Genomic DNA, 18,958 nt, shown 5'->3' with positions numbered 1-18,958 from the left:
GCTGAGGCCGTTCAGGCCTTGTAGCTCCACGGCATAAGGACATCGATTTCGCTACTAGGCCAGCCATTTGCGAGGCGCTCGAGTGTTTGCGTCAGCCAGGCCTGGGGATCGACAGAATTCATCTTTGCAGTCTGCAGCAGCGTCGCGATTGTCGCCCATGTCCTGCCGCCGCCATCGCTGCCGGCGAAGAGGCTGTTCTTTCTCGTAATTGTCTGGGGCCTGATTGCGCGCTCAACTATGTTGTTGTCGAGCTCGATGCGGCCGTCGGTGAGAAAGCGCTCGAAGATGGAGCGACGCGAGGTGGTATAGCGGATCGCCTCGGCCAGCTTCGACTTGCCGGAGATCCGCGGTAGCGTCTTCTGCCAGAGGGCGAAGAGCTCCGTGACAACCGCAGCAGATGTCGCCTGGCGCGCGGCGACACGGGCGTCAGGGCTTTGGCCGCGGGCCGTTTCTTCCACCTGCCAGAGCTTCGCCATCAGTTCCACCGTCTCGGTGGCGATCCTGGAGCTGTCTGAGGCGTGGAGCTCGTAGAACTTGCGCCTGCTATGGGACCAGCAGTAGGCCAGCATCACGCCGTCATTGCCTCCGTCAGATCTGGCAAGCTTGTTATAGGCACCATGTCCGTCAACCTGCAGAATACCGCGATAGCCACTCAGATGCCGGGCGACCCGATCGCCAGCACGGCTATCTTCGAAGCGATAGGCAACCATCGGCGGGCTACTGCCACCAAAGGGTCTGTCATCCCGGGCATAAGCCCATAGCCAGGCCGTCCTGGCCGATCCGGATCCGGGCGCGAGTGTCGGCAACGTTGTCTCGTCAGCGAAGATACGCTCAGCCTTCTTGATCTCGGCGAGGATGTAGTCGGCCAGGATATCAAGTTCAAAGCCGAGCTTGCCCATCCATTGAGCCATCAGCTTCCGGTCAAGCTCGACCTTGTCGCGGGCATAGATTGCCTCCTGCCGATAGAGCGGAAGGCCATCGGCATACTTCGAGACCGCGATCTGGGCGAGAAGCGCTTCCGTCGGAATGCCGCCCTCGATGATGTGCGCGGGTGCGGCTGCCTGAATGACACCGTCTTCATCTTTGAAGGCATACTTCGGTCGGCGGGTGACGATGACGCGGAACTTCGCCGGCACGACGTCCAGTCGCTCCGAGACGTCTTCTCCGATCAGCACCTTCTGTTTGCCGATGTGTTCGGGCAGTTCATCCGGCTCGATCACCACTTCGACCCGCTCCAGATGAGGAGCAAAGCCCTTGCGCGGTCGCGGCGGACGCTTTTCGGTATGGGCGGCACCCTTGTTCACCTTGGCTCGGATCGCCGCGATGCCGGTCTCGATTTCCTCGAAGACAAAGGCCTGCTGCTCATCATCGATGCCTGGAGAGCCGAGCTTTTCCGATCGCCGGCCAAAGCGGGCACGATCGAAGGCTTTCAGGATCTGGGTCAGTCGTTCGATGCGTTCATCAGCATCGGCGTTTCTGGCTTTCAGGTCTGCGACCTCGCTCTCAAGAGCATCGGTGCGCGCGGCCTTCTCGGCCATGGCAAGAACCATGGCTTTCAGGGTATCTACATCATCCGGGAGCTGCAGATCGGGCGGCGTCATGACGTCTACCAGAGCATATTTTGCTCCGGTTTGCCTGCCCTTTCAGGCGGGTGATTCACTTTGCCGCAGGCATTTACCCAACAATCTCCGGCGGCTTCACCGCCACCGAGCGCACCCGTTTCCAGTCCATGCCGTCAACGAGCGCCATGAGCTGGGCATGGTTGAGCTGGACTCGGTTGTGGCCTATCCGCGGCCAGCAGAACTGCGCCTTCTCCAACCGCTTCGAGTAGAGGCAGACCCCGGATCCATCCCACCAGACGATCTTGATCCGGTCGGCCCGTTTGGCCCGGAAGACATAAAGCGAGCCGTTGAACGGATCACTGCCAGCATCGCGCACCAGCGACAGCAGGCTGTCCGGCCCTTTGCGGAAGTCGATGGGATGGCTGGCGAGGAAGACCTTTACACCTGCGGGGATCATGCTGAGCGAACCGCTCGGATGACACGCTGCAGATGCACTTCTTCGACATGCCGGCCGGCCCGCACGACGATACCGTCAATGACGATTTCGACGACGGGGTCGGGGTCAGGTGCGACGCTCTGCGGATCAACTGCCGCTGGTGCTTGTCCAGGCTCATCACTGCCCAACAATTCTCTACGCCAGCGGTAGAGTTGAGACGGCAAGATCCCGATCTGCCGCGCCACTGCCGACATGTTCACACCGGGCTGACAAGCCTGCTCAACCGCTGTGGCCTTGAATTCGTCGGACCAGAACCGCCGCAACTGTCGCGGCGACCCGTCAAGGCGATCGGGCACCGCCTCGATCATTCGCATCAACCCAAGGCTAGCCGCAGGTCTAGACATAGATCCTCACATTCAGAGAACTCCTACGCCCGAAATACCCTACTCAGCATCAGCCGCGCCAGATGGGGTTTCCTTGCCGCTTACGATTTGAACACGGTTCAAGCCGTCGGAACGCGTCGCCAAGCTTCGTGAGTTTCGTGAACATCAAGTGGGCAATGCCGGTTGAACAATGGAACAGCTAAGAAGGGATTCATACCAGATGGAACCAAAGCCTGATCAAATGATCCTATTTCGCAATACGATGAAGATTGCTGAAGGTCATGTTGACGCGTTCAAGCAAGCCATTCACGCCGCGGTGGATTTCGTGAGCGAAAATGGCCCGCAACTCATGGTGCAAACGTTCATCGACGAAAAGCAATTGACTGCCATCAGCTATCAACTTTATCGGGATTCCGAGGCGATCCTAGAACACTGGCGGCTTGCCGATCCGTACATTGCTGAAGTAATGCGGCATTGCACGGTTGCCGCATTCGAGATTTGCGGAGAGCCTAATGCCGCGGTTATGGAACGGATGAACACCATGCTTCAGGACGGTCGAGCTACCCAAATGGTCCGTCTCGCGGGTTTCGTTCGGCTATACGCTGACGCTTGATCGCCTTCACGCGCGCAATAAAGCTGAAAGGGGCCGGTGAGCAGCGCCCGGTTTACAGCAAGAGCTTCGCCCGCCTTGAGGGAAGTCGAGCAGACGACAAAGCGATGTCCAAGGCGACCGCCAAGTGCCGTTTCGCACCGGCGATAATGACAGAATGACCGGTTGAAGTGTCACATTCTTCTCCTAGATTCTTGCACGCCGACTGACCAAGAAAGGAGGACGCGATGACAGTCAATCTGTTCGAACACCCGCTATTCGTTCAGCGAAAGCACTACATTGAGGAGATTGCCAGCCTCGATGATGCCTTCGATCTGCTCGAGACTTGGCCCCACGACCAACGTGGGCTTCCCCATGAAACTCTGCTTCGGGCGTGCCGGGAAGCTGCGAGTGGGCGCTACCCGCTCGCAGCGGCGCGTAGCAATCTCGAGCGTTTTCTGAAGAAGGCGGGTATACTGGCAGCCATCGAGGACGTGCCGAATTTCGCCAATGTTGCGTATGACCGCAACATAAGCGGTATGTAGCGATGCCCGCGACCGCCAACAGCCGCCGCGGCCATCTTTCAAGATCGCCCAGATAGGACTCCATGGGAGATCTGCTCATCGAATCCCCGCAAGCTGCCACGAACGACTGGGCGCCGAGGCATGGCCGGGCGCCTGCTTGCGCACTGCACTGTGATGGAACCTTAAGCCGCCTGCTTTTCCGCCTCGATCTGCTTGATCTCGGCCTTCGGCGGAGCGTTTCCCTCGCAATCTCGATCCGACGCGGCCTCATCGCCTCAGGAATCTCGCGAACGAGATCGATAGACAGAAGACCGTTGCGGAGATCGGCGCCATTCACCCTGACATGGTCCGCCAGTTCAAAACGGTGTTCAAAAGGCCGGCCGGCTATACCGCGATGAAGGTATTCATCGGCGGAGGCGTCCTGCTTCTTGCCGGTAACGGTGAGAAGGTTGGATTGAAAGGTGATGTCGAGCTCGTCCTCGGCAAACCCTGCGACCGCGACCGAAATCTGGTAGCTGTCATCGCCAGTCTCGACGATGTCATAGGGCGGCCAGTCGCTGATCGAACGGGCGCGCTGGGCCAAAGCGCAATCGTCATAGCGCGACGATCGCGCGAAGACGGAACAGTGTTGGGATCGTCAGTGCACGGCCTTGCTCACCATCCGGTAGGGATGGACGGCATTGAACTGTGAGATCATGGCCGTGGCCTGCAGCAACACACGCTCGGCGTTTTGGATATCGTCGCGTGCCAGTTCATCGGCATTGACGCGGATCGCCTGCGCCATATTGGCCGAAAGTGCGGCAAAGTGGCGGTTCCCTTCGACATAGGCCTCGTATGCGGTCCCTTCCAGGACGCGCGCGACGTCGACAAACACCTCTTCGCGTTCCTCGATGCTGAGGTCTTTAATAATTTTCATCTTCTCTTCCATTTCGGTCTCACTCTGAACAGCGATGCCGACCGAGCTCATCAAGCCTCGGCCGCGAAAGAGCTAGGAATAGCAGATTTTAGTGTCAAGCCCTCATTGCAGCTTGAGCTCGCCTTCGACGCGTCGCCATTCGTTCGGCCCGATCAGCCTCTGGTGGGTGTAGCGGATGGAATGGAGCGGGCCGTCGAGACTCGCCTGCCAGAAATCGAGGAACTTGTGCATCTCGGGAAAATCAGGGGCCAGATCGTACTCCTGCCAGACATAGGTCTGCAGAACGGATTCGAAATCGGGAATGCGGTAGAGGATGTGTGCGGTGGTGAGGCCGTAGCCATTCAGTTGCCGTTCGAGATCGGATGAGAATTGCATGCTTCATCTCCATTTCATGACAATCCCAAGGTGGCGCAAAATTTTGCAGCCATCAACGAATTTCCGAACGCGTTAACTCAATAGTTGTTCCTTTCCAAAGCGTTAGCATCCATCTGGGCCGAGTGCTAATTTTTTCAGCCGCTCCTCTTGAAATCGAAAATCGCGAAACCAGATCATGTCGCGCAAAACGCTCGATCGAGGTTTTGCACCCGCCCGGACTGGTCATCCGGTCCGGCCAAGGGAACAACGTCACCATTGTTTGTCCATTGGAGGAAACATGTCGTTCCGACCGCTTCATGACCGAATTCTCGTCCGTCGGGTCGAATCCGAAGAAAAGACCAAAGGCGGCATCATCATTCCCGACACTGCCAAGGAAAAGCCACAGGAAGGCGAGGTCATCGCCGTCGGCCCCGGCGCGCGCAACGAGTCCGGCCAGATCCAGGCGCTCGACGTTAAGGTAGGCGATCGCATCCTGTTCGGTAAATGGTCCGGTACCGAGATCAAGATCAATGGCGAAGACCTGCTGATCATGAAGGAAAGCGATGTCATGGGCATCATCCAGGCTCAGGCCGAGCAGAAGAAAGCCGCCTGAGTATCCAGCACCACAACCATCAGTCAGATAGCTGCCTATTGAGGAGTAAAAAAATGGCTGCAAAGGAAGTCAAGTTCCACACCGATGCCCGTGAACGCTTGCTGCGTGGGGTCGATGTTCTTGCCAACGCTGTAAAGGTGACGCTCGGCCCGAAAGGCCGCAACGTGGTGATTGACAAGTCGTTCGGTGCGCCGCGCATCACCAAGGACGGCGTTTCGGTCGCAAAGGAAGTCGAGCTTGAAGACAAGTTCGAAAACATGGGAGCGCAGATGTTGCGCGAAGTCGCTTCGAAGACAAACGATCTGGCCGGCGACGGCACCACGACCGCAACTGTCCTCGCCCAGGCAATTGTCAAGGAAGGTGCCAAGGCGGTAGCCTCCGGAATGAACCCGATGGACCTGAAGCGCGGCATCGATCTTGCGGTCGATGCTGTCGTCAAGGAGCTGAAGACCAACGCTCGTAAGATAACCAGCAACTCCGAAATCGCCCAGGTTGGAACAATCTCTGCGAACGGGGATACGGAGATCGGCCGCTATCTTGCCGAGGCGATGGAGAAGGTCGGCAACGAAGGCGTCATCACCGTAGAGGAAGCAAAGACCGCAGAAACCGAACTTGAAGTCGTCGAAGGCATGCAGTTCGATCGCGGCTATCTGTCGCCCTACTTCGTCACCAACCAGGACAAGATGCGGGTCGAGCTTGAGGACCCCTATATCCTTATCCACGAAAAGAAGCTCTCGAACCTGCAGGCCATGCTGCCGGTCCTCGAAGCGGTGGTCCAGTCGGGCAAGCCTCTCCTGATCATCGCTGAAGACGTCGAAGGCGAAGCCCTTGCAACGCTCGTCGTCAACAAGCTGCGTGGCGGCCTCAAGATCGCTGCCGTCAAGGCGCCTGGCTTCGGCGACCGCCGCAAGGCCATGCTGGAAGACATCGCCATCCTGACCGGTGGTACCGTCATCTCCGAAGACCTTGGCATCAAGCTTGAAAACGTCACGCTCAACATGCTCGGACGCGCCAAAAAGGTGGCTATCGAGAAGGAGAACACCACCATCATCGACGGTGTAGGTTCCAAGTCCGAGATCGACGGTCGTGTTGCTCAGATTCGCGCCCAGATCGAGGAAACCACCTCCGATTACGACCGCGAAAAGCTGCAGGAGCGTCTCGCCAAGCTCGCCGGCGGCGTTGCCGTCATCCGGGTTGGCGGCTCGACGGAAGTCGAAGTAAAGGAAAAGAAGGACCGCGTCGACGATGCGCTGCACGCCACTCGTGCAGCGGTGGAAGAAGGCATCCTCCCGGGCGGTGGCGTTGCGCTGCTGCGGGCCGTCAGGGCTCTCGACAATCTCGTCACCGCCAACCAGGATCAGAAAGTCGGCGTCGAGATCGTCCGCCGTGCAATCGAGGCACCCGTCCGTCAGATCGCCGAAAACGCCGGCGCGGAAGGCTCCGTTATCGTCGGCAAGCTGCGCGAGAAGACGGACTTCTCCTTTGGCTGGAACGCGCAGACCGGCGAATACGGCGACCTCTACGCGCAAGGCGTCATCGATCCGGCCAAGGTCGTCCGTACCGCGCTCCAGGATGCCGCTTCGGTCGCCGGCCTGCTGGTGACGACGGAAGCCATGATTGCCGAAAAGCCCAAGAAGGAAGCCGCACCGGCGCTGCCGGCCGGCGCCGGCATGGACTTCTAAACTGATCGAGGAGGCCCGCAGCGTCCGTCAGAGGCGGGCCTCCCACCATTCAACCAAGTTCCATCGGTCAAGATCAATGGAGCCAAGCCATGAGAAAGGAAAACATCAGGAACTCGGTACCGGAGAAAGCCACAGCCGCGATCACCGCCGCGCATCTGCTTCACCCGGCCAAACATTTCGATCACCCTCGTGACGTGCTTGCTGCCGACGGCATCGGCGACGAGGAAAAGCGGGCCATTCTTGCCTCGTGGGCATCCGACATCTTTGCCATCAAGTCCATCCCGGGCTTTCGGCTTTATCCGGGTACGGATAACGCGGTCTCCTATGACGACATCATCGAAGCCCTGAAGGCGTTGGATAAGGACGATGAGCAAAGCGGGGAACTGGGCTCGTCTTCTCCCTTCAATCTCCAAAGAACCAATCGCCGGAGACCGAGAGTGCGCCGATTTGGCGTCCTGGGCCTGTGCAGCTACCGGAAAGAAGACAGCCGCCGACGGCCACTCGAGATCTAGCCCGTCCATCTGACCTGCCGCGTGCCTCCTTGAGGACGCGGACCTGATTTTTACCGACGACTCTTTGCTCAATTGAGGAGGTTTTGCCGATGAGCTGGGGACCTACGTCCTTGCGCTCGACGGAGACAAACGGTCCTGCCGGGTGCGATCCTCCAATGCAGGCCACGCGCTCTTCACCGGCATAGCCTATCCGGAACGGGCGAAACAGGTTGCCCACACGGTGATGAGCGCGTCGTCCTTCTGCGGTTGGGGCATCCGCATCATTCCTTCCACCGAGACGCGCTATAATCCTATGAGCTACCACAACGGCTCGATCTGGCCGCACGACAATGCCCTGATTGCCAGCGGACTTGCTCGCTATGGCTATCGCGCTGAAGCGGCGCGGATCTTCGAGGGGCTGTTTGCGGCTTCAACGTATATCGACCTGCGCCGGCTTCCGGAACTCTTCTGCGGTTTGCCTCGCCAGCGCGCACAGGGGCCGACCTTCTATCCCGTGGCCTGCTCTCCACAAGCATGGTCGGCCGCAGCGCCGCTCTTCCTGCTACAATCCTGCCTCGGCCTCGATTTCGATCCGCATGGTTTGCGCATCAAATTCGAGGAGCCACACCTGCCGGCCTTTCTCGACGAGGTCACACTGAAGCACCTGCTGGCTGGCACCGGCTCGGCCGACGTTGCTCTTCGCCGCTCCGGCCGCCATGTGGTGGTTGACGTGATCGACCGCAGGGTGATGTCCGGATTCTCACGACGGCATGACCGGTTCAGCGATTGCGCCAGCGGCAGCCTTGCCGACCGGGCTAATCGGCCTGCTCTTCCTCATCGGCGGTCAGCAGATCAACTAGCGCGGCCACCCTGCCTGCCGGCAGACGCCGCCCTTCGCCGATCAACGCTTCATCATTGTTGATCCACGCAACGGCCTCGGAGAGTTCAGCCTGCGTAGCGCCCGTCGCGATGACATCGGCCACAAGAGTTTCGTCGACAGGGCCAAGGATGGTGATGACGTCGTCGGACTTCATTGTCATGTCCATTGCTCCTTTCTTGGCTTCTTTGTATCTGCCCTCACCCGAATCTGGTGACGCAAACAAAAAAATCAATTTTTTACCGGGAGCCAGTTCCTCACCCCTTGAAACCACAAGTCACTGAATTATATCAGTATTATTCGATTGCCCAATCGGGGATCGACAAGTCCAGGAGGCGCCATGTGCTCTTGGCGTCTCCTTGTATCCATGTTGCTTATAAGGAGGATATGGCTATGAGGACAAACCTCGATTTCTCCCCCCTGTTCCGGTCGAGCATCGGTTTCGACCGAATGCTGAATGCACTCGAAGCCGCAAGCAGGATCGAGACGATCGACAACTGGCCCCCGTATGACATCGTCAAAACCGGCGATGACGAGTACCGCATTGCAATGGCAGTGGCGGGCTTCTTGCAGGACGAGCTGACGATCACCCAGGAACAGAATCTGCTCTTCATATCGGGCCAGAAGGCGAATGCCGACGATGTGCAGTATCTGCATCGTGGCATCGCCGGCCGGTCGTTCCAGCGCCGATTTGAGCTTGCCGATCATGTCAAGGTCGTGAGCGCTGGCCTCGTCAATGGTCTGCTGACCATCGACCTCAAGCGCGAAATCCCTGAAGCGATGAAACCGCGCCAGATCGAGATTTCGACCGATATGGCTCTGCCGAAGGCCGAGACGAAACAAATCGAGGCCGGAAAGCAGGCAGCTTAAGGTCATCAACAACAGCACAGTTAGCAAAGAGGGCGCCGGGTACATCGTCCGGCGCCGTCGGAAAGGCTTTGCTCATTGAACCAAACAGAAAGGAGAAAACCATGAGTGTTCGTGATTTGATTCCCTGGAACCGCAACAACGGTAACCAGGTTCCGAGTCTCCTGCGCGATGACGACCGTGATCCCTTCCTGTCGCTTCATCGCGAGGTAAACCGTCTGTTCGACGACGTCTTCCGTGGCTTCGGTACCGGCCTGCTGCCGTCCTTCGGCAGGGGCTCCGCCCTCAGCGCCGGCTGGCCGAACGTCGAGATTTCCGACGCCGACAAGGAGATCAAGGTGACCGCCGAAGTGCCCGGCCTTGAAGAGAAGGACATCGAGGTCCTGCTCAGCGACGGCGTGCTGACGCTGAAGGGCGAAAAGCGTTCCGAGAACGAGGACAAGGATCGCCAGTTTTCCGAACGTTATTACGGGCGCTTCGAGCGCCGCATCCCGCTCGGCGTCGAGGTTAAGGATGACCAGGTCGACGCCCGTTTCAGGAACGGCGTGCTGACCGTGACCTTACCGAAATCCGAGAAGGCGCAGTCGCAGGTCAAGCGCATAACCGTCAAGAGCTGATCGATGACACCTGGCTGGCGGCCGGCCTTTGGCGGCCGCCAGTATCCTTCGCCAACAGGGAGGGATGAACGATGGAGATTTCCAGAGAGATACAGCACGAAACCGCAACGCCAACTTCTGCCTTCCGCGCCTCGAACGATAACCGGCACAGTGAACCTGATGTAGGGCGTTCGCTGTTTCCCGAAGATGCCGTTGCCCGCATTTTCAAGCCGTCGCGCTCAGTGACGACGTCAGGGACCGTGCGCACGAAGGGATGGCGCCTGGTCTTCGATCGCCGCACCGCGCCGTTCATCGAGCCGTTGATGGGTTACACGGGCGGTGACGATACGCTGACACAGGTGGAACTCGAATTCCCCACCCTTCGATCCGCAATCCGTTATGCCGAGCGGCAGGGCCTGACTTATGTCGTGCAACCGGCAAAGAACGCTGCTGTCCCGGCGACGCACATAACCGCCTTGAGGCCTGACCGGTCGTCTCACGCCTTTGTGGGTGCCACACTTAAGCGGCTTGGCCTTGCCGCGCTGCATCAGACCTACGGGCAGGCGATGCACGGGATCGCAGACCGCGACGTTTCCGAACAGGCTGCATGGTCGTGTCCGATGGACGTCGTGTGCGATCCGACGCTATCACTCGAAGCGAAGCGCTCAATCCTAATGAACTGGGCCTGGACCGAATATCTGGCTGACCAGGCGACCAATGAAGGCATGCCGGAGAATGGACGGCCATCAGGCCTTCATGAGGTGGAACAGGCGCTGCTCGCACTGGAACGCGATGTCGAGCTTCGCAATGTCCATGTCACGACCGATCGAAACGCCGCATGAGGTATAGCCATGGACCCGCATGTCGTTTTCAATTGCCAGAAGGTTCTTCCAAACAGATATGCGCTGACGCTCGCTGCTGCCGCACGCTGTCGCTCGCTTGCTCGCGGAGCCGAGCCAAGACTTGGTCACCACTGCGGCAGGCCCGACCGAGCTTGCGCTCCACGAGATCGCGCAGGGCGCCTTCACTCCGGATGAACTCGCGCCGTACCTGATCGAACCGGGAGAGGCGACGCGGCGACTTTCCTGCGGTTCGAAACTCCCCCTTTGCGGCGGTGGAGATGCCGCCGCACCCGTCTCCTATTGTGAGGAGGCGGTCCATTGATGATGCAACCAACCGATGAGGAGAAATGAACGATGCCGAAGTCACTGTCTTCGAACAACCGATCGGCGCTTGATATCGCCAATATCGTTGCCGGTCTTGGTCTGCTGATCTCGCCCTGGCTGCTCGGCTATGCGGCAGAGACCTGGGCCGCCTGGAATGGCTGGATCGTCGGCGCGGCCATCGCCTTGGTCGCCGGGGCTGCGCTCTACGCGTTCCATGAAGCAGAAGAGTGAATCAACGTCGTGCTTGGGATATGGGCCATCGTCGCTCCATGGATTCTCGGCTTCTCGGCCGTGACCACTGCCATGTGGGCGCATGTTATTGCCGGCATGGTCGTCGCGGTGCTTGCCGCCGGTGGCATCTGGTTCAGTAACCACCGTCCATGGTCGACTGCATGAGCCAATCGAACGGGCCCGGGGCCGCCGGGCCCGTTCATTTATTCCTTCTATGCCTCACGCCAAAAAAGAAGAAATCCATCAATTTAAGGAGCAACCGATGTTCGATCTCGCCTCGAAGCGCGGGCTCGCCGCGTCCGCGGCCATCGCCGCCGGAGCCATCCTGTTCGCCGTCACCTCGGTCGTCGCGCAGATATCTGCGCTGGAACCTTCGTCCACCAGCCTTCCGACCCAGGCAATGACGCCCAGCCGTGGCGCCGCAGGCATTCCCGCCGTATGATACGAATTACTCGCTGAAATCGGCGGCGATGGTGGCGGAGCGCGGCGAGACCGGATTAGTCTTAAGCCTCGCGCTGCCGATCTTCATCCTAGTTAATGCCGCGATTGCTCTTATGGTCATCCTCAGCCTTGTCGCGCTCCTCCGAGGCAAGCTCATCCCGCGGTGAGCCTTCGATTACTCCGGGACAATATCCAAAGCGGCTTGGCGATCGCTGCGAGCGGATTGCCAATGATGTCTGGGACGGCAACCGACAACTCGTCAGAGCCGAAGAAGCTGCGGAGCGGCGAGGCGGTCTTTTGTCGTCTCGGAGATCGGCCGAGGCCAAGAGCCGCGTGTGTGCTTTTGCGGGTGGCATTGTTTTTCTGGAGGATTTGGTTGCGGGGCATGAAGCACAGAGACTTGTTAATTTTCTCGCTCTTGATGCGTTTCGAACCTGAGACCAGTCGCTCCGTCACCGTATTCGTATTAATTATCCAATCCGAGCTAATGGTTATTTTCGAAGCAGCTCGAAATGACCTGCCAGCAAACCATCCGCTCACTGAACAAATGTGAAAAAAGGCGGATAACGCCGCCTGAGCCGACCCACGTCCGCTATCTGCTCGCGCGACTACCTCTTGACCACTGACGGCAAGCGCAAACCTAGTCCAGTTTCCACCGCACCGAACGCGCGACCGATGGGTTACGGGATCTGACCTTACACCCGGACTGTAAAATCCTTCCACGATTGACCAGCTTATCAAGTGTGCCGAGTTGCGGCATTTTTCTCCTGCTTCTGTTTAAAGCAACATGCGCAATCTGATCGTCTCGCGCCATGGGAAATATCATGACCACCGCTGTTACCATCACGCGCCACCAAGCAAATGCCGCAGGTCCCTTCCTGATTGCGGGAGCGTCCTTGGCTGCCTTGACCGAGGCAATCGCGGGAACAGCCCTTTCGGTCGCGCGTCTCGACATGATGGGGGACGTTGCAGCAACATCAGACGAGTTTGCCCGCATGGATTTCGGCTATACGGCCGCAAAACTCATCGGGTTCGTGATGACCGCATGGCTTTCGGGACGCTTCACGCTCGGCTCATCGCTCGTTGCGGCAACGGTCACGATGACGGCCGCGTCGGGGCTTGCGGCCCTCACCGATGATCTGAACACCCTTTTTGCACTGCGCCTTCTCCAGGGCTTCTCCGGCGGTGTTCTCCTGGTGAGTGCCCAGTCATTGCTCCTGAAATCATTCCCTTGGCCGCAACAACCGCTCATCCAGAGTGTCTTTGCGGTCGCCGCCGTGGTCGCCCCCGCCACGCTCGTTCCTTACGTCCACGGCTGGCTGCTGGACAGTCATTCCTGGACATGGATATTCTTGGGCATCGTCCCGATCGGTATGATGGCTCTCGCTTTCCTGATCTTGGGTCCTCCGGCTGAGGATGAGGCGCCCAAGCGAATTGGAATGAACTGGCCGTCGCTTGCTTTGTTTGTGATCGCCGCATCTTCACTGACCTTCGTGTTGAACCAGGGCAATCGTTGGGACTGGTTCGAAGAACCCACCATTCTCCTGCTCGCTATGGTCGGTGTCGTTGCGCTTGCCGGCGTCCTCGCCTGCCAGTTCCTTGGAGACCAGGATCACTATCTGCTCGACTTCTCGGTATTCATGAACGGTGGTTTCAGCTTCGGCTTTCTGGCCAGCTTCGCAGCAGGCTTCGCCCTGCTTGGCAGCAGCTATTTGATCCCCTCCTTCGCCATTTCGGTTCTTCGAATGACGCCGACGGAGGCCGGAGCGCTCCTCCTTCCGAGCACGGCCGCCTTCATCACCACACTCTTCGCCACCGCCTTTGCCATTCGACGTGGTGTGCCACCGCCGCTCACCATTCCGCTCGGCATCCTCGGTCTTATGCTGTCGATGTGGATGCTGTCCGGCTCGACCAGTGGAAGCGGTATCCCGGATATGTTGCTGGGTGTCCTGGTTCGGGGATGTGCGCTCGGCTTCCTGTTTCTGTCGATCACGCTGATCACGATGTTCGGATTGAAAAACTCCGCAGTCGTTGTTGCTGTCGCCCTTTTCAACGTCGGCAGGCAAACCGGTGGTCTCGTGGGTATTGCGTTTCTTCAGACATTCCTGGAAAACCAGACCGCCCAGAACCGCGCCGTCCTCGCGGCCTACATCACACCCGGTCGCCCGGAAGTTATCGACCGTCTGTCCGGTGTCACACGGTATCTCTCGACCCATGGTCTGGAACATGGGGCGAGCAAAGCGTCTGCATTGCTCATCGGCAAGTCCGTCGCAGTGCAATCGACAACGATTGCCTTCAACTCGGCCTTCGTCGCTGTGGCCATGTTTTTCCTGGTAGCAGCACCTATCCTGATTGTTTCGAAGATACTTATCGGAAAGGTGATCGCAAAACGCCTTCAAGCACGCGTGCAAACCGCGATGGTTTAGGCCATCCATTTCCGATGCTCGACGAAACGTTCGACCAGAAGATCGATGAACAACCGGACTTTTGTCGGAAGCTGGCTTCGTTCCGGAAACAGGGCATCGATGGAAAATTCGACACCCCGGTAGTCGGGCATGTTGGACACGAGGCGTCCGGCCTTCAGATCGTCGAAAACCAGGAAGCTCGGCGCGAGGAACATGCCGTGTCCGGCGAGTGCCAGTTCCCTCAGCGTCTGCGGACTATTCGAAACGAGGGTCCCCTGGACTTTCACGCTTTCCTCAACGCCCGCAAGGCTCTCAAAATGCCAAGATGGCCCGAAAGCGTAATATGAATATTGAAGGCAGTTGTGGCTTGCCAGATCACTCGGACGTTCCGGCGCCGGATGTGATCTGAGATAGTCAGGCGAGCAGACGACAAAGTGCCGCCATGGTGTCAGCTTGCGCGCGATCAGTCTGGAATCCTTCAGCGTCGTGCGGATGACGAGATCATAACCCTCTTCAATCATATCGATCATTCGCTCGCCGATATCCAGCTCGATCATAACTGAAGGGTATTCCCGCATGTACTCGCTGATGAGCGGCACGAGAAACGGCGCAATCGCCGTGTTCGTATACAGTTTAAGTGTTCCCCTGGGCGTGGATACCAACGCGCTGGCGAAGAGATCTGCCTCCTCAAGGTCGGCAAGGATTTGCGAGGAGCGTTCAAAATAGAATTTTCCGGTTTCGGTGAGGCTGACCTTTCGCGTCGTCCGATTGAGCAACCGAACACCGAGACGATCTTCCAGAGACTGCACGTGATTAGCCACCATTGTCGTCGACATGTTCATGCGCCTCCCGGCGGCAGAAAATCCACCACATTCAACGACTTGTCCAAAGACCGCCAGGCTCGTTAGCCGATCCATGCTTCTCTCCGATTATCTAACCAGACTTTACGGTCCTCACACAATTTCCGAGATTATCATATTCGCTGCTAAGGCGCATTCTCCTTTCACAGACACAATGCCCCGTTGGACAGGAACGAAGAAATGGACACGGCTGAGCCAGCCCGCAATCCAGTGTTGAAAATCGTCGGAACACCTTCCGCCAAAATCCAGGATGAACCGTCGGCTGCCACATCGGTCGCGAACGACGGGAAGGGCAAGCGTGCCATCAAGCGCGGCGTGCTCTCGCTCGTTCTGCTTGCCGGTTTTGCCTACTCAGCTGAGTATGGACACCAATATTGGACGGTTGGCCGCTTTACCGAGACCACCGACAATGCCTACGTCAAAGCCGACTTTACCGCCATCGCCCCGAAGGTTTCTGGCTATATCAGGGAAGTTCTCGTCCAAGATAATGAGACAGTGAAGCAGGGTCAGATTCTTGCGCGCATAGACGACCGGGATTTCCAGGCGGCATTGTCGCAGGCCAAGGCCGACGTCAAGGCGGGCGACGCCGCGATCGCCAATATCGATGCCCAGATCGCGCTTCAGGTGTCTCTCATCGCTCAAGCCACGTCCGCCCTGGATGCGTCGAAAGCATCGTTCAAATACGCGCATTCGGAAGCTGCCCGTGCGGCACTGCTCATCACCAGTGGAGCAGGCAGCCAATCCCGCGTGGAACAAAGCCAGTCCATCCGGGAGCAGGCTTCGGCCGCAGTCGCGCGCGATGAGGCCGGTCTCGTCGCCGCACGCAACAAGGTTCCGGTGCTCCAGACCCAGCGCGACCAGGCTGTCGCACAGCGCGAAAGGGCCGCTGCGGGCCTCAGGCAAGCCGAGTTGAACCTGTCCTACACGCAGATAGTTTCGGCCGTAAACGGCACGGTCGGGGCAAAGTCAATTCGTATCGGCCAGCTTGTCTCTGCCGGAACCCAGCTTATGGCGATCGTGCCACTGGACGCCGTCTACGTGGTCGCGAATTACAAGGAAACGCAGCTTGCAGAGGTCCGTCCCGGCCAACCAGCCCAGATCGAAGTCGACGGTCTGCCAGGAGTAGTGATCAAGGGCCACGTAGACAGCATCTCGCCCGCAAGCGGCCTGGATTTCTCGCTGCTTCCGCCGGACAACGCCACGGGCAATTTTACCAAGATCGTCCAGCGCATCCCCGTAAAGATCGTCATCGACGATATTGGATTCATAGGGTCGCTGCGCTCCGGCATGTCCGTCGAGTCCACAATTAACACCAAGGTGGATGTCGAGACTTCATCGTGGTGAAGCTCGAAAAGAACCTTCCATATCGCATTCCGCATGAAACTCGCGGTTGCGATCGCAGCTGGAGTTGCGATGGACGGCGTTGGTCTGCGAAGAGAGCGCGGGCTTAGTCCCAAGGGAAGTCTTCAGTCTTCTGCGCCCTGACAGCTCCCCAACGGCGGAGCGGGCACTCGCCAAGGAACATCCGGTTTCTGATCTCCGATTCCGAGTTTCCGATAGTTGACCAGATTCCGGATTGACAATGTTACAATCCTGGATAATATCTATCCATGATTAGGAGAGGCATCATGAAACTAAGCGAAGGCGTAGAGCAGGCCATCCACTGCGCGGCATTCCTGGCGGGACTGTCCGAAGACGGCGTCCTGTCGGCTGCAGCACTGGCCGAACTCCACGGCGTTTCAACGAGCTACCTCCTTAAGCACCTGCAGGCGATGTCTGGCGCCGGGATCGTCGCAACGACGCCGGGTCCGAAGGGTGGATATCGGCTGGCCAAGGCGCCGAAGGATATTAGTGTCCTCGACATCGTCCTGGCGGTCGAGGGACCGGCCCCGGCCTTCCGCTGCGCCGAGATCCGCCAGCGCGGGCCAAATCCCCTTCCGGCGCGCTACTTCACTAAGCCCTGCCAGATCAACGCCGCCATGCTGAGGGCCGAGAAGGCCTATCGCGCAGAACTCGCCAAGGTGTCCGTCGCGGACCTTCTGGCGGACGTCGGCGCAGACGACGACGGCGGTATCGCCGCCCGCGGATGCGCCTTCCTCGAGCTCCACGAACGCAAGACGGGCAATCGCGCCGCGTCATAGGAGAAAGCAGAAATGAGTACGTTAAAGAAGGTCGCCGTCATCGGCGGCACGGGCCTGATCGGCTCGAAGGCAGTGAAACTCCTGCAGGACGCCGGTCACGAAGCCATCGTCGCAAGCTCCCGCAACGGCATCAACGCCTACACGGGCGAAGGACTGGCCGAAGCCCTCGCGGGCGCTGACGCCGTCATCGACGTGTCGAACATGATGTCCTTCGACAAGGCCGTCATCACCGACTTCTTCGACACGTCGAGCCGCAATCTGACGAGCGCCGAACAGGCAGCGGGCGTGCGTCATCACGTCGTCCTCTCGATCGTCAACGCCGACCGCCTCGCCGCGAACCCATACATGGCCGGAAAACTCGCCCAAGAAGAGGCCGTCGCGGCATCGGGCCAAGCCTACACCATCGTGCGTGCGACGCAGTTTCACGAATTCACGGAGACGCTTGTGAGCGCCTACTCGGCCGACGGCGCGGTGAAAGTGCCGGATATCGACTTCCAGCCGATCGCGGCTGACGACGTCGCCGCTGCTTTGGTGGAAGCCGCGCTCGGCGAGCCGAAGAATGGACCCGTCGATCTTGCCGGGCCCGAACGGGGACCGTTCGGATCCTTCATCCGGACCTATCTCAATGCCGAGGGCGACACTCGTCCAGTCGAGGCCGACGCGGCCGTAGACTACTTCGGCGCTCCCGTTGTCACCGGCTCACTGGTTCCCGGCGGAGATTACCTCAAGGGCATGATGACGTTCGCCGAGTGGCTCAGAACATAGGAAGAAAAGAATTATGAAGACAATGTTCTATGCCGCTACAGCACTTGCGGTCTCTCTGACCACAGCGTCCGCTCATGACGTCGCCAAGCCTGGACTTGCATATGACACGAAGGACGCGAAGGTGAGGCTGGTTTACGAGCATCCCCTCCCGGACGTTCCCGGCAAGAGCGTGAAGGGCGTCCTCGTCGAGTACGGCCCCGGCGGCTACAGTTCCGCTCATACGCATGCAAAATCCGCCTTGATCTATGCGACGGTTCTCGAAGGAGCGATCCTAAGCGCCGTGAACGGTGGCGAGACGAAGACCTTCACTGCCGGCCAGAACTTCACAGAGCTGCCGGGCGACCGCCACGACGTCAGCGCCAACGCCAGCAAGACCGAGCCGGCGAAACTGCTCGCGGTCTTCGTCGTCGATACTGATGACACCGCCCTGACGACGCCGCGCAAGCCGTAGCGCTACCTACCAGACTACCCCTCACCTACCACAAGCAACGACGCTTTCTCCGGCGAACGGAGAACCGTGTCCACGAGAAAGGAAAACAATATGTCCCGCATGAACTGGTCCGAAGTCGCCCCCGAGGGTGCCAAGGCGCTCTTCGGCGTCCATCACTACGTCACCAAGAAAACGAACCTGCCTGAAGAGCTGATCCATCTCGTCTTCCTGCGCGTGTCGCAGATCAACGGCTGCGCCCATTGCATCGACATGCATAGTCGCGATCTGCGCAAGACGATGTCCGTCGATAAGATCACGCTTGTTCCGGTCTGGGACGAGGTGCCTCACCTGTTCAGCGAGCAGGAACGAGCAGCACTGGCTTGGGCTGAAGAAGTCACGAATGTCAGCCAGACCCATGCCTCCGATGAGGCCTATGCCGCCGCCGCCGATGCATTCGAACCGAAGGATCTCGTCGATCTGACGATCACGATCGCTGCGATGAACGCGTTCAATCGCCTCGGGGCGCCATTCAGGCTTCCAGTTGCAGCCAAGGCCTGATCGCTCTGGCAGCGCAACGCATAGGCGACTCCCTGCCGGGCCGTCGAAGTCCGACCGGCTGTTCCGATTGT

The 18,958-nt window shown here is 58.9% G+C and carries 24 protein-coding genes and 3 pseudogenes; 19 read left to right on the top strand and 8 right to left on the bottom strand.

The genetic code is table 11. The features are described 5' to 3' along the window. Positions 1-11: 11 nt before the first annotated feature. The 3 genes from tnpC to QE453_RS24725 all read right to left on the bottom strand — a co-directional run bounded on the left by tnpC (position 12) and on the right by QE453_RS24725 (position 2,402). A complete protein-coding gene (gene tnpC, locus QE453_RS24735) occupies positions 12-1,601 on the bottom strand; it encodes an IS66 family transposase (protein ID WP_309776119.1) in 1,590 nt (529 codons plus the stop codon). A 73-nt stretch (positions 1,602-1,674) separates the two neighbouring features. Next, positions 1,675-2,019 carry an IS66 family insertion sequence element accessory protein TnpB gene (gene tnpB, locus QE453_RS24730; protein ID WP_309776121.1) on the bottom strand — a complete coding sequence of 115 codons (345 nt, stop codon included), beginning with the start codon at positions 2,017-2,019 and terminating at the stop codon, positions 1,675-1,677. Continuing rightward, a complete protein-coding gene (locus QE453_RS24725) occupies positions 2,016-2,402 on the bottom strand; it encodes a transposase (protein WP_309776123.1) in 387 nt (128 codons plus the stop codon). The genes tnpB and QE453_RS24725 overlap by 4 nt, the downstream gene beginning before the upstream one ends. A 199-nt stretch (positions 2,403-2,601) precedes the next feature. On the opposite strand from QE453_RS24725, the gene QE453_RS24720 reads away from it, so the two are divergent. Next, positions 2,602-2,994, top strand: coding sequence for a hypothetical protein (locus tag QE453_RS24720; protein ID WP_309778589.1), 393 nt, complete (start codon positions 2,602-2,604; stop codon positions 2,992-2,994). A 224-nt stretch (positions 2,995-3,218) separates the two neighbouring features. Beyond that, a complete protein-coding gene (locus QE453_RS24715) occupies positions 3,219-3,515 on the top strand; it encodes a DUF982 domain-containing protein (protein ID WP_309778587.1) in 297 nt (98 codons plus the stop codon). 161 nt (positions 3,516-3,676) lie between these two features. On the opposite strand, the pseudogene QE453_RS24710 reads toward QE453_RS24715, so the two are convergent. From QE453_RS24710 to QE453_RS24700, 3 genes and pseudogenes are all read right to left on the bottom strand, one after another. After that, positions 3,677-4,074: pseudogene (locus tag QE453_RS24710) on the bottom strand (Hsp20 family protein); the annotation flags it as partial. 57 nt (positions 4,075-4,131) lie between these two features. After that, on the bottom strand, positions 4,132-4,422 hold the full coding sequence (locus QE453_RS24705) for a hypothetical protein (protein ID WP_309778718.1): 291 nt from the start codon (positions 4,420-4,422) through the stop codon (positions 4,132-4,134). A gap of 90 nt (positions 4,423-4,512) precedes the next feature. Beyond that, entirely contained in the window at positions 4,513-4,785 is a 273-nt protein-coding gene (locus tag QE453_RS24700; RefSeq protein ID WP_309778585.1) for an aspartate-semialdehyde dehydrogenase, read from the bottom strand. A gap of 277 nt (positions 4,786-5,062) precedes the next feature. On the opposite strand from QE453_RS24700, the gene groES reads away from it, so the two are divergent. The 4 genes and pseudogenes from groES to QE453_RS24680 all read left to right on the top strand — a co-directional run. Beyond that, positions 5,063-5,377, top strand: a complete 315-nt coding sequence (gene groES, locus QE453_RS24695; protein WP_309778583.1) for a co-chaperone GroES — start codon at positions 5,063-5,065, stop codon at positions 5,375-5,377. 53 nt (positions 5,378-5,430) lie between these two features. Continuing rightward, entirely contained in the window at positions 5,431-7,059 is a 1,629-nt protein-coding gene (gene groL, locus QE453_RS24690) for a chaperonin GroEL (protein ID WP_309778581.1), read from the top strand. A gap of 89 nt (positions 7,060-7,148) precedes the next feature. Then, positions 7,149-7,571, top strand: a complete 423-nt coding sequence (locus tag QE453_RS24685) for a hypothetical protein (protein ID WP_309778579.1) — start codon at positions 7,149-7,151, stop codon at positions 7,569-7,571. Between the two features lie 82 nt (positions 7,572-7,653). Next, positions 7,654-8,324, top strand: a pseudogene (locus tag QE453_RS24680) (amylo-alpha-1,6-glucosidase); the annotation flags it as partial. A 41-nt stretch (positions 8,325-8,365) separates the two neighbouring features. Here QE453_RS24680 and QE453_RS24675 read toward each other — a convergent pair. Further along, on the bottom strand, positions 8,366-8,590 hold the full coding sequence (locus QE453_RS24675; protein ID WP_309778577.1) for a hypothetical protein: 225 nt from the start codon (positions 8,588-8,590) through the stop codon (positions 8,366-8,368). Positions 8,591-8,820: 230 nt separating this feature from the next. Between QE453_RS24675 and QE453_RS24670 the strand changes: the two genes are divergently transcribed. The 8 genes and pseudogenes from QE453_RS24670 (at position 8,821) to QE453_RS24635 (ending at position 14,154) form a co-directional block, all read left to right on the top strand. Further along, entirely contained in the window at positions 8,821-9,297 is a 477-nt protein-coding gene (locus QE453_RS24670; protein WP_309778576.1) for an Hsp20 family protein, read from the top strand. A gap of 101 nt (positions 9,298-9,398) precedes the next feature. Continuing rightward, positions 9,399-9,911, top strand: a complete 513-nt coding sequence (locus tag QE453_RS24665; RefSeq protein ID WP_309778575.1) for an Hsp20/alpha crystallin family protein — start codon at positions 9,399-9,401, stop codon at positions 9,909-9,911. 71 nt (positions 9,912-9,982) lie between these two features. After that, positions 9,983-10,732, top strand: a complete 750-nt coding sequence (locus QE453_RS24660) for an NADH dehydrogenase ubiquinone Fe-S protein 4 (protein WP_309778574.1) — start codon at positions 9,983-9,985, stop codon at positions 10,730-10,732. A gap of 121 nt (positions 10,733-10,853) precedes the next feature. Continuing rightward, complete coding sequence (locus QE453_RS24655; RefSeq protein ID WP_309778572.1) at positions 10,854-11,054, top strand: hypothetical protein; 201 nt, start codon at positions 10,854-10,856, stop codon at positions 11,052-11,054. Positions 11,055-11,086: 32 nt separating this feature from the next. Further along, a pseudogene (locus tag QE453_RS24650) lies at positions 11,087-11,452 on the top strand (SPW repeat protein). Between the two features lie 97 nt (positions 11,453-11,549). Next, complete coding sequence (locus QE453_RS24645) at positions 11,550-11,729, top strand: hypothetical protein (protein WP_309778570.1); 180 nt, start codon at positions 11,550-11,552, stop codon at positions 11,727-11,729. After that, the gene (locus QE453_RS24640) at positions 11,701-11,895 is read left to right on the top strand and encodes a hypothetical protein (protein WP_309778568.1); all 195 of its coding nucleotides are present in this window, start codon (positions 11,701-11,703) and stop codon (positions 11,893-11,895) included. The genes QE453_RS24645 and QE453_RS24640 overlap by 29 nt, the downstream gene beginning before the upstream one ends. A gap of 657 nt (positions 11,896-12,552) precedes the next feature. Next, a complete protein-coding gene (locus QE453_RS24635) occupies positions 12,553-14,154 on the top strand; it encodes an MFS transporter (protein WP_020808262.1) in 1,602 nt (533 codons plus the stop codon). Here the strand turns inward: QE453_RS24635 and QE453_RS24630 are convergent. Next, positions 14,151-15,050 (bottom strand): LysR family transcriptional regulator, encoded by a 900-nt coding sequence (locus tag QE453_RS24630; protein WP_158452057.1) that lies wholly within the window; start codon positions 15,048-15,050, stop codon positions 14,151-14,153. The genes QE453_RS24635 and QE453_RS24630 overlap by 4 nt on opposite strands. A gap of 123 nt (positions 15,051-15,173) precedes the next feature. Here QE453_RS24630 and QE453_RS24625 point away from each other — a divergent pair, with 123 nt between their 5' ends. The 5 genes from QE453_RS24625 (at position 15,174) to QE453_RS24605 (ending at position 18,887) form a co-directional block, all read left to right on the top strand. Next, a complete protein-coding gene (locus QE453_RS24625; RefSeq protein ID WP_309778564.1) occupies positions 15,174-16,337 on the top strand; it encodes an HlyD family secretion protein in 1,164 nt (387 codons plus the stop codon). Between the two features lie 284 nt (positions 16,338-16,621). Then, entirely contained in the window at positions 16,622-17,134 is a 513-nt protein-coding gene (locus QE453_RS24620) for an Rrf2 family transcriptional regulator (RefSeq protein ID WP_020808259.1), read from the top strand. 12 nt (positions 17,135-17,146) lie between these two features. Continuing rightward, on the top strand, positions 17,147-17,899 hold the full coding sequence (locus tag QE453_RS24615; protein WP_020808258.1) for an SDR family oxidoreductase: 753 nt from the start codon (positions 17,147-17,149) through the stop codon (positions 17,897-17,899). Positions 17,900-17,912: 13 nt separating this feature from the next. Beyond that, positions 17,913-18,350: a cupin domain-containing protein gene (locus QE453_RS24610; protein ID WP_139359815.1), complete on the top strand. Its 438-nt coding sequence runs from the start codon at positions 17,913-17,915 to the stop codon at positions 18,348-18,350. A 90-nt stretch (positions 18,351-18,440) separates the two neighbouring features. Next, positions 18,441-18,887 (top strand): carboxymuconolactone decarboxylase family protein, encoded by a 447-nt coding sequence (locus tag QE453_RS24605; RefSeq protein ID WP_020808257.1) that lies wholly within the window; start codon positions 18,441-18,443, stop codon positions 18,885-18,887. Positions 18,888-18,958 lie beyond the last annotated feature (71 nt).

This window comes from Agrobacterium sp. SORGH_AS_0440 (assembly GCF_031453135.1).
In the GTDB taxonomy this organism is placed as follows: domain Bacteria; phylum Pseudomonadota; class Alphaproteobacteria; order Rhizobiales; family Rhizobiaceae; genus Agrobacterium; species Agrobacterium pusense.
This window is presented reverse-complemented; position numbering and strand designations above follow the sequence as displayed.